Annotated in this window: 12 protein-coding genes; 5 read left to right on the top strand and 7 right to left on the bottom strand. The window is 33.4% G+C overall.

Features of this window, described 5'->3' with window-relative positions:
• Positions 1-247: 247 nt before the first annotated feature.
• A complete protein-coding gene (locus Q0845_RS26290; RefSeq protein ID WP_298520587.1) occupies positions 248-736 on the bottom strand; it encodes a DapH/DapD/GlmU-related protein in 489 nt (162 codons plus the stop codon).
• Between the two features lie 152 nt (positions 737-888).
• Between Q0845_RS26290 and Q0845_RS26285 the strand changes: the two genes are divergently transcribed.
• The 3 genes from Q0845_RS26285 (at position 889) to Q0845_RS26275 (ending at position 2,181) form a co-directional block, all read left to right on the top strand.
• Positions 889-1,437, top strand: coding sequence for a CIA30 family protein (locus Q0845_RS26285; protein WP_298520584.1), 549 nt, complete (start codon positions 889-891; stop codon positions 1,435-1,437).
• A 78-nt stretch (positions 1,438-1,515) separates the two neighbouring features.
• Entirely contained in the window at positions 1,516-1,716 is a 201-nt protein-coding gene (locus tag Q0845_RS26280; protein WP_298520581.1) for a hypothetical protein, read from the top strand.
• A gap of 12 nt (positions 1,717-1,728) precedes the next feature.
• On the top strand, positions 1,729-2,181 hold the full coding sequence (locus Q0845_RS26275; RefSeq protein ID WP_298520579.1) for a tRNA (cytidine(34)-2'-O)-methyltransferase: 453 nt from the start codon (positions 1,729-1,731) through the stop codon (positions 2,179-2,181).
• A gap of 41 nt (positions 2,182-2,222) precedes the next feature.
• Here Q0845_RS26275 and Q0845_RS26270 read toward each other — a convergent pair whose 3' ends face one another.
• A complete protein-coding gene (locus Q0845_RS26270; RefSeq protein WP_298520576.1) occupies positions 2,223-2,450 on the bottom strand; it encodes a hypothetical protein in 228 nt (75 codons plus the stop codon).
• A 213-nt stretch (positions 2,451-2,663) separates the two neighbouring features.
• Complete coding sequence (locus Q0845_RS26265; RefSeq protein ID WP_298520573.1) at positions 2,664-3,800, bottom strand: glycosyltransferase; 1,137 nt, start codon at positions 3,798-3,800, stop codon at positions 2,664-2,666.
• 38 nt (positions 3,801-3,838) lie between these two features.
• On the opposite strand from Q0845_RS26265, the gene Q0845_RS26260 reads away from it, so the two are divergent.
• Positions 3,839-4,924 (top strand): glycosyltransferase family 4 protein, encoded by a 1,086-nt coding sequence (locus Q0845_RS26260; protein WP_298520570.1) that lies wholly within the window; start codon positions 3,839-3,841, stop codon positions 4,922-4,924.
• Between the two features lie 4 nt (positions 4,925-4,928).
• On the top strand, positions 4,929-5,354 hold the full coding sequence (locus Q0845_RS26255) for an FdtA/QdtA family cupin domain-containing protein (protein ID WP_298520567.1): 426 nt from the start codon (positions 4,929-4,931) through the stop codon (positions 5,352-5,354).
• Positions 5,355-5,454: 100 nt separating this feature from the next.
• Here the strand turns inward: Q0845_RS26255 and Q0845_RS26250 are convergent, their stop codons facing one another.
• Genes Q0845_RS26250 through Q0845_RS26235 form a run of 4 tightly spaced genes read right to left on the bottom strand, consistent with a single transcriptional unit; the run spans position 5,455 to position 8,701 of the window.
• Positions 5,455-6,396 carry a glycosyltransferase family 2 protein gene (locus Q0845_RS26250; RefSeq protein ID WP_298520564.1) on the bottom strand — a complete coding sequence of 314 codons (942 nt, stop codon included), beginning with the start codon at positions 6,394-6,396 and terminating at the stop codon, positions 5,455-5,457.
• Positions 6,396-7,292, bottom strand: coding sequence for a glycosyltransferase family 2 protein (locus tag Q0845_RS26245; protein WP_298520562.1), 897 nt, complete (start codon positions 7,290-7,292; stop codon positions 6,396-6,398). The genes Q0845_RS26250 and Q0845_RS26245 overlap by 1 nt, the downstream gene beginning before the upstream one ends.
• Positions 7,264-8,028 carry a class I SAM-dependent methyltransferase gene (locus Q0845_RS26240; RefSeq protein WP_298520559.1) on the bottom strand — a complete coding sequence of 255 codons (765 nt, stop codon included), beginning with the start codon at positions 8,026-8,028 and terminating at the stop codon, positions 7,264-7,266. Before Q0845_RS26240 ends, Q0845_RS26245 begins: the two co-directional genes overlap by 29 nt.
• Positions 8,021-8,701 carry a cell division ATP-binding protein FtsE gene (locus Q0845_RS26235; RefSeq protein WP_298520556.1) on the bottom strand — a complete coding sequence of 227 codons (681 nt, stop codon included), beginning with the start codon at positions 8,699-8,701 and terminating at the stop codon, positions 8,021-8,023. Before Q0845_RS26235 ends, Q0845_RS26240 begins: the two co-directional genes overlap by 8 nt.
• Positions 8,702-8,767: the final 66 nt, after the last annotated feature.

The raw sequence follows: 8,767 nt of genomic DNA, 5'->3' as shown, positions 1-8,767 counted from the left end.
AAACTTGGAGTGACTTGATAGTGTATCTTTTCCATTTTTAAGTTAATGATTTATTGAATGCTAATCTAAAGGAGTGGCAAATCTATGATTTGTTGTATCGAGAACCACTAGGATTCCCTAAAGTTCATCAATTAAAGAGTTTAACTACGAAGCAATTCAAAATTCAACATGTATCATTGAAAATAACAAATCCAAAAGCGAAGCGACCCAAAACCCAAAACCCAACAGCAAAAGCGACCTAAAAAACCTACTTTTTACGTTTAAAAACAGCAGGATTTCCAAACCAAACTTCATCTTCCGGAATATCTTTATTTGCAAAAGATAAAGCACCAATGACGCTATTTTTACCAATGGTAATTCCGTGATGTAGAATACAGTTTGTTCCAATAAAAACATTCTCGCCAATATGCGCGCCGCCAATCTGTTTCTTTTCGGTATCTAAATTATTGGTCATTAACTTTGGAGAAATATACACATTGTCTTCCACCACCAAACCTCTGGCCAGAATAGAATCATAACGAACCGTTACATTATTCTTGATGACACAATTTCCAGAAGAAGTCACGCGGGAATCAATATAGCAGTTTTTCCCAATGACAGTGCCTTTGCGCAATTCGACATAATTCTTTATCACCGTATTATCGCCAATAACAACATCATCTTCAATAATACAAAACCTTCCAATGGTAACATTTTTACCAATAGTAGCTTTTTCAGATATAAAATTAAACTCCATAGAATACTCGGGGAATTGGTGAATACATATTGAAAAACGAAAATAGAAAAATAAAACTAAAAAGCAGATGCTTCATCAAAATATCACAATTCAGAAATGAATTGTAGCGTACTAAACTTTCTAAAAACTTCGTATATTTAAGAAAAAAACACATGAAAATTCGTTATACATTATGCTTTCTGATATTCACAACATTTTTATGGTCGCAAGAAGATCTTGTTGATTTTGGAAAATACAAAGATGGTGAACGTTGGAAAATAACGAATGATGGTGTCATGGGCGGACTCTCTGAAGGAGATTATCGTTTTTCAGACGATGGTGTCGTTTTTAGTGGAAAAATTTCGTTGGAAAACAATGGCGGATTTTCTTCGTATCGAAGTCCATATAAAAAACGCGATCTTTCTTCGTATAAAAAAATAATCATTCGTTACCGTTCCAAGCAGTATGACATGGGATTTACCTTAGAAATGGACAAACGCTGGTTTGTTCCGTATTATAAAGTAAACTTACCAAGCACAGAATGGAAATGGGTTGAAAAAGAAATTATCTTCACAGATTTTGTTCGATACAATATCGGACGCGAAAGAGATGGAAAACCAACTCAAAAAGAACTGAAGAATATCTTGCGTATTGGATTCATTTCAAACGAGAAAAAAGCAGGTCCATTTAAAATAGAAGTGGATTATATAAAATTCAAATAGATACTTATCTTTAGTGACTTCCTTTTTAGTATTTTTGATTCTTGCCAAAAAGAAGGAATAAGATTAATAAATCATAATATGAATATTTACAGAGGTTTTTTATTGTTAATAGCAATTCTGAGTGCAATTGGTTCAGCATATTTCGGAAGTGTTGAAATCTATGAATACCAAACAATTACTTATTCAGCAGCTAATGGTGGAGCTATTGGTTTAGGAGTACTTAGTGGAATGTGTTTTATCGCGATTTCAATCACTTTTATTGGGAAAGAAGAAAAATAATCATAAAATAAAATGTCATATAATATCGTACTTGTAGAACCTGAAATTCACACTAATACAGGAAATATAGGACGCTTAAGTTTGGCGTCAGGTTCCAACTTACATTTGGTAAAACCCTTTGGTTTTGAAATCACAGATGCGCGACTCAAACGTGCAGGACTGGATTATTGGCAACATTTAGATGTGAAAATCTATGAAAATATAGAAGATTTTTACGCTAAAAATGCGGATAAAAAAATGGTATATCTTTCAAGTCAAAGTGAAAAGGCATACACTGAAATTCCGTTTGAAGATGAGTTGTTTTTAGTCTTCGGGAAAGAATCAGTAGGTTTAGCTCCGGAAATCACAGCAGCAAACAAAGAGCACTTGTACACCATTCCTATGTTTAGCGAACACATTAGAAGCTTGAACTTAGCAAATGCGGTAAGTATTGTAGTGTATGAAGGCATTCGTAGACTTCACTAGTATTGTAAAAAAAAAGCGGACCGAAGTCCGCTGTAATATTATTATGCGTCTGCTCCACATTGACTAGGAACGCCGCCACCTTCTTCCGTTGGTAAATAGCTTGTATAAAGGTCTGGAGCTTCTTCTTCCGCTTCATTACATCCTAAATTATAACCATTAATTGGACAAGTCGTGTCGTACGAATTTCTTCCTCCTTTAACTTCTAACGTATTTAAATTAGAAATTGATTTTTTGTTTAACTCTAAGAATTTAAAATTTCTTCTTTTCATGATAATTTGTTTTAAATTGATATTGAATCAAAACTATGCATACAAATCATCATAAAAAACAAACGCTATTGATGGTTTATGAACTGTCAATAAGACCGAATTATTTTCAAACGAACAAACGAACAAACGAAATTTAAAATGTAAAACTGAAAAATGTAAAATGAAAAAGTATTTTTAACCCAAGACCCAAGACCCAAGACCCAAGACCCAAAATCAAGAGCGCCAACGTTCAACATACTGTTTGGCAACATGTTCATACTCGTGAAACTGCTCAACAAAAGCACGTGCATTTTTACCAATCGCAATCATTTCTTCAGGATTTTCAATCAAATGACTTAGTTTTTCAACCAAATCGTCCACATTTGGAGTGGCATTAATCAAGGCTGGAGCTTTCAATTTGTAATACGCTTGAAAATCTTTTTCAGCACCAGAAAACACTACTTTTCCTTTTGCCATCGCTTCCAAAGCATTGTATCCTTGATCATATCCATACAATTGATCCATAATAATATGTGCTTCATTGTAGGTCTGAATATATTCCTTATACGGTAAATTAGAAGCTGTCTTTACATTGACGCGATTTGGATACTTTTCTTCAATAATTTTCAAGGCTTTTTCAATCAGATTATTTCCTTTTTTTAAATAATTGACTTTATTTACACCATGAAAAATATTGACTTTCCCATTATATTCCAATGGTTGAAAAGCGAGTGAATCGATATTGATCGGAAACGGAACTAATGGTAGTACTTTTGCATGTTCGCGATATGCCATTTCATAATCAAAGTTTGCAGGTATAATACCTTTTACATGTTTAATGACAAAATGATGCAACTTTTCATGCGATTTTGATAAGTATTGCAACGAATAGCGAAACCATTTTTTGGTGCTTTTATCCTTTTGATAAGCCGTTAACATGTGATATGGTAAATCTGCACTCAAAATATAATTCACATAATGAAAGTCATCACCACAAGAAGACAAATACACATTTTTATTATGCTTAAAAATGTACTTTAATAATTTTCGTTCTATGGATGGAATCGTCGCAAATGGAAACTCGTTGATCAATTGTACAGCGTCGTAATTGCGAAACGACTTTCTATGTTTGTAAAAACGATATGCAATTTCTACAAAGGCAATATCGATATTAAAAATTTTAAAAAGTAGTTGGCGAAATGCATTCGGAACCTTTTTATGAAAAAAAGTAGCTTCGAGCGAAATATCAATTGGGTAGTTTTTAAAGTTGTCAGCGCGACCGATCAATGTAACATCGTGTTGCAACTCTAGTAGACCTTCTTTGAGCGAATTATGAAATCTACTGTACTCTCCTACCAATAATATTCGCATAAACAGTATATTTGCGTGAAAGATAGTAGGAAAACTTTATGCTGCAAAATTCTAAAAAGAAAATCTGTATAATTGTTGATTGTCTCAGTGGCGGAGGCGCGGAAAAGCAGGCAGCAAACTTTTCTAAATCGCTTCATGAATATGGATTTGAAGTATCGATTATTTCTCTAAAAGATACCGTTACGTATGCGTATGAAGGAACGTTGTATAACTTAGGTCAACGTGAATCGTCCATTAAAGTTATCAAACAGCTTCAGAAGTTTTTTGCTTTTAAAAAAGCGTATAAAAAATGCAATGCAGATATGTATATTGACTTTCGATCACGGAGCAGATTTTTAATGGAATATGCATTGCACAAATATATCTTTGATGCCAAAAAAATGATCATGATGGTACATAGTTATCAGATTGAATGGCATATCCCAAAAGGAAAAATATTCAAAAAAATATATAATAATACGCATGCAGTAGTTGCTGTTTCTGAAGCAATTGAAGAAAAATTGAACCGCTTATACGCTTTTAAAAACCAATTACACATTCCTAACTATATTACTGCTGAAAAAAGGGAAGAAATCACTACTTTCGAAACGCAAAATGAGTACATCATTGCGGTAGGACGCTTGCAAAATGACATCAAACAATTTGATCGTTTGATTGAAACATATCACGCCTCTAAATTGGCAGAAAGAAATATAAAACTGTTTATTTGTGGTGATGGAAGCGATAAAAAATCGTTAGAAAATTTGATTTCAACATTGCAGTTAGAATCGCATGTAAAGCTATTGGGATTTGTGGAAAATGTGTCGGAATATATTCGAAATGCAAAATTTTTAGTGTTATCGAGTAGGGTAGAAGGCTTTCCAATGGTTTTAATAGAAGCATTGCAACAACAAACGCCAGTAATTTCATTCGATTGTAAATCAGGACCAAGTGAAATAATTCAAGATGAAATAAACGGTTTGCTCGTTGAAGATCAAAACTTTGCGAAGTTAAAAGAGGCAATGTTACTTTTAATCGAAAATATGGGATTGTATGCGATATGTAAACAAAATGCATTATCTTCCATAAAAAAATTCACCGAAAAACCAGTAATCCAGAAATGGATTAAACTAATAACCACCTAAAAATATGTCTACAACTGTTGCTGATATTCAACTCATCACAATTCCCAAAATTGAGGATTATAGAGGAAATATCTCTGTCATTGAAGGAGATACAATTCCGTTTAAGTGTAAACGTGTGTATTATTTGTATGATATTCCCAGTGGCGCTAAAAGAGGTGGACATGCGCATGTAGAACAACACGAGGTTTTAATAGCCTTGAGTGGAAGTTTTGAAGTGATTTTTAAAGATGGAACAACCAATAGACGCATTCAACTCAACAAACCAAATCAAGGATGTTTAATTCCACATGGAATTTGGCGTGAATTGGAAAACTTTTCTTCTGGAGCGGTTTGCTTGGTATTAGCTTCTGATGAATTTGATGAATCTGATTACATTCGTGATTATCAGGATTTTGTGATTACCAAAGAAGATGTGAAACTTTCTAAATAATTACTTTTGGATATTTAAAATTCAGAAGTATTTTTAAGACCCAAAATCTAAAAGCAAAGCGCGTCTAAAAATCTAACAATCTAAGTAAGTCTAAGTAAGTCTAAAAAGAAGTTACCCGAATATTACACTTCAGCAAAAACCCTTTTAATTTTTTTAATAACACCAATACAAAACGTGGGCTTTTCAATAATAACCGTTGTTTGGAAGTAAGATTATTGTAGTCTAGGTGTTTCAGCATTGCATTTCGTTGGGGAATTGCATTTTCTAAAGTATACAGAGAAGCAAAAATATAACGATACAAATCGAGATACTTTTTTAAGGAATTGTGTTCTTTTGCGCGTTCTTCATACGCATCCAAATTTGGTAATACCTTTGTGGCGATGGACGTTTTGCTCATTTGATCAGGAACTTCAAAGCGTACTTTTGACAAGGCTTCATAATGATACGCAACACGATATTGAGAACCATATTTTACATAGAAATCAATATCTTCAGCAAAGGTAATTGTCGGATTGAAAACTGCGGTTTCCGTACAAATCGTTTTTTTAAAGGCAAGACTACTTTGGCAAAAAATAGGTTGAAACATGCTTGCTTCAAAGAAATCTGCAATCAAAAAGGAAGTGCCTTTCAAAGCAGCATCTATATTTTTTTGAGGAATTAAATCGTCATGAGAAGTATACACTTCCATATAATCGGTTCCAAAAATAGAAGCTTCTGGATGTGTATTGTATAGATTTTGAATGGTTTTCAAAAAGTTAGGAAGCCAAACATCATCTGCATCCAATAAGGCAATAATATCACCTTTAGCTTTGGAAATTCCATGATTTCGAGTTGCAGAAAGTCCTAAATTCTTTGGGTTTTCAATCAGTCGAATTCTGTGGTCAGAAAGCTTCGAAACTACAGCGACACTCTTGTCTGTACTTGCATCATTTACAATCAACAATTCAAAATCTGCGCATGTTTGTTGCAACACACTTTCTATAGTTTGTTGTATGTACTTTTCTTTATTATATAATGGAATAATTACGGAAAAAAGTGGCATTATTGACGCTTATCTAAGTAACAAAGATACGTTAATCTGTATAAGTCAAAAATAAACATTGAAGGATTGTTGGAAAGCAAATTTTTCTCAAAACGTTTTCCAAACCAACGATACATCATTGATAAAATATGATTGAAGCCAAATTTCTTTACGCGACCAAACACTTTGGTAATCAAAATATCATTGTATTCAATCAATCCGTTTTTCAAAAACAAAATCAAGACTTCTACCGATTCCATTGATTTGCGAATAAATTCTTTACTCGTGTCCAAACCTAAATGATACACAGGATTGTGAATATGTGTCATGTGTACAGCAGCATGTTTCAAATCGTTGGCAAACAAGGTATCTTCATGACGTGCATTTGGAATATCTTCGTTGAATTTTACTTTTTCAAAGACATTTTTCTTAATCAAGAAACTCAAAGTTAAAAAGCGCAAATACAAAGCTTCTTGGCGCTGTTGTACGTTTAAAGCTTCGCGCTCTTTCCCATAAATCCAACGCAATACATTTTCCTGTTTTGGTTTTTCTTCTTGATATAAAATTCCGCCATAAATCACTTCTTTCTCATCAGAAATTGTTTCTATATACTTAGAAATAAAATCGGGAGCCACAGGAATTACATCTGCATCTAAAAATAACAGCCAATCATAGGTGGCTTTTTGTGAAAGTAAATTTCGGATTTTACTACGACCAATATTTTCAGGTAATACGGTATAAGAAGCATTTGAAAATGTATTGATACGCTCATTCTTTTTGATTGTTTCCTGGTCGTTAGAATGATCATCCAAACATAAAATTTCAAAAACAATAGCTGTCTTTGTAATTTGCTTGTGAATTTCTTCCACTAAAGAAGAAATATCATAATCATACGTTGGAATGAGTATCGACAGCATTTTTGGTAGCAATTAGTACAATTTCAGGTGATGAATAACCAAAATAGGCATCATCACTTTCAGGGGAGAAAGATAAGGTTTTTACTGTAAAACCAACCTTTGTTAAGCGTGTTTTTAATCCTTCTGGAGAATATATACGTACATGATCTTCTTGTCCAAAATGTTTCAATCGGTCTTCCGGACTTGTAATGCTTTCGTTTTCATAAATAGCACCATCTTTAAAAGGTGTTTGTATAAGCACGTTTGCGTTGGGTTTGGCAACTCTGTACAATTCTTCCATAGCTTTGATATCATTTGGAATATGCTCTAATACATGAAAGCAAATAATAGTATCAAAACTAGCATCTTTTTGATCAATGTCTGTAATATTAAATCGAACATCCGCAATAAATTCATCTTCATAATCGGAAGTTAGGTACTGTATATCGGATCGTTTTTTTAGTTTTCTGTAGATATTTCGTGAAGGCGAAAAATGCAATACATGACCTTTAAGGTAATTTTCAGCATTCAAAATTTTCCACAAACGACGATTTCTGGCTAAGCTTCCGCAGAAAGGACATAGTAAATCTCCATTATCTAAAGGAATAAAGGATCGCAATTTCTTTTGGCAAACACCACACTGATGTGTATTTCCCAAATAAAAAATGCCGTGAAAAAATCTGAAAAAAGGTTCGTTTTGGAAAATAAAACGCTTCGGAATTACCTTTTTGATGGTTTTTTTGAGCGATTTATACATTTTTCTGAACGACTTCAAACACTTTTCCTGCGTCGCATTTTAGTGTTTTGGAAGGATATTTTAAAAGCAATGCGTAATCGTGGGTAGCCATTAAAATAGTACGACCACTTTTATTAATCTCTTGCAATACTTGCATGACTTCTACACTTGTTTGCGGATCTAAATTTCCGGTAGGCTCGTCGGCAATAATCAATTCAGGATCGTTCAAAAGTGCGCGGGCAATGGCAATACGTTGTTGTTCTCCACCAGAAAGTTGATGGGGAAACTTGAAGTTTTTTGTTTTCATACCAACCTTATCCAACACCTCATCAATCTTGGCCTGCATTTTATCTTTGTCTTTCCAGCCTGTAGCTTTTAAAACAAACAATAAATTATCGGCTACGGTACGATCTTGTAACAATTGAAAATCTTGAAAAACAATGCCTAATTTCCTTCTTAAAAAAGGAATATCTTTCTCTTTTAAGGTTTTTAAATCGAAATCAACGACACTTCCTTCTCCATCTGTCAAAGGCAAATCGCCATACAATGTTTTCATAAAACTACTCTTTCCAGAACCAGTTTTTCCTATCAAATACACAAAATCACCTTTATTAATAGCGAGGTTGATATCGGAAAGAATGAGGCTTTCACGTTGAAAAATAGAAACGTTTCTAAGACTGAGAATTTGTTCCATGAATTATAAGGGATTTAAAAATCGATTACACAAAGTAAAGAATTAAACCGCAATACGGAAAACTTA

The organism is uncultured Kordia sp., assembly GCF_947489565.1.
Lineage (GTDB): Bacteria > Bacteroidota > Bacteroidia > Flavobacteriales > Flavobacteriaceae > Kordia.
Note: the sequence above shows the minus strand (reverse complement) of the source record. Positions and strands in the feature narration are given on the sequence as shown.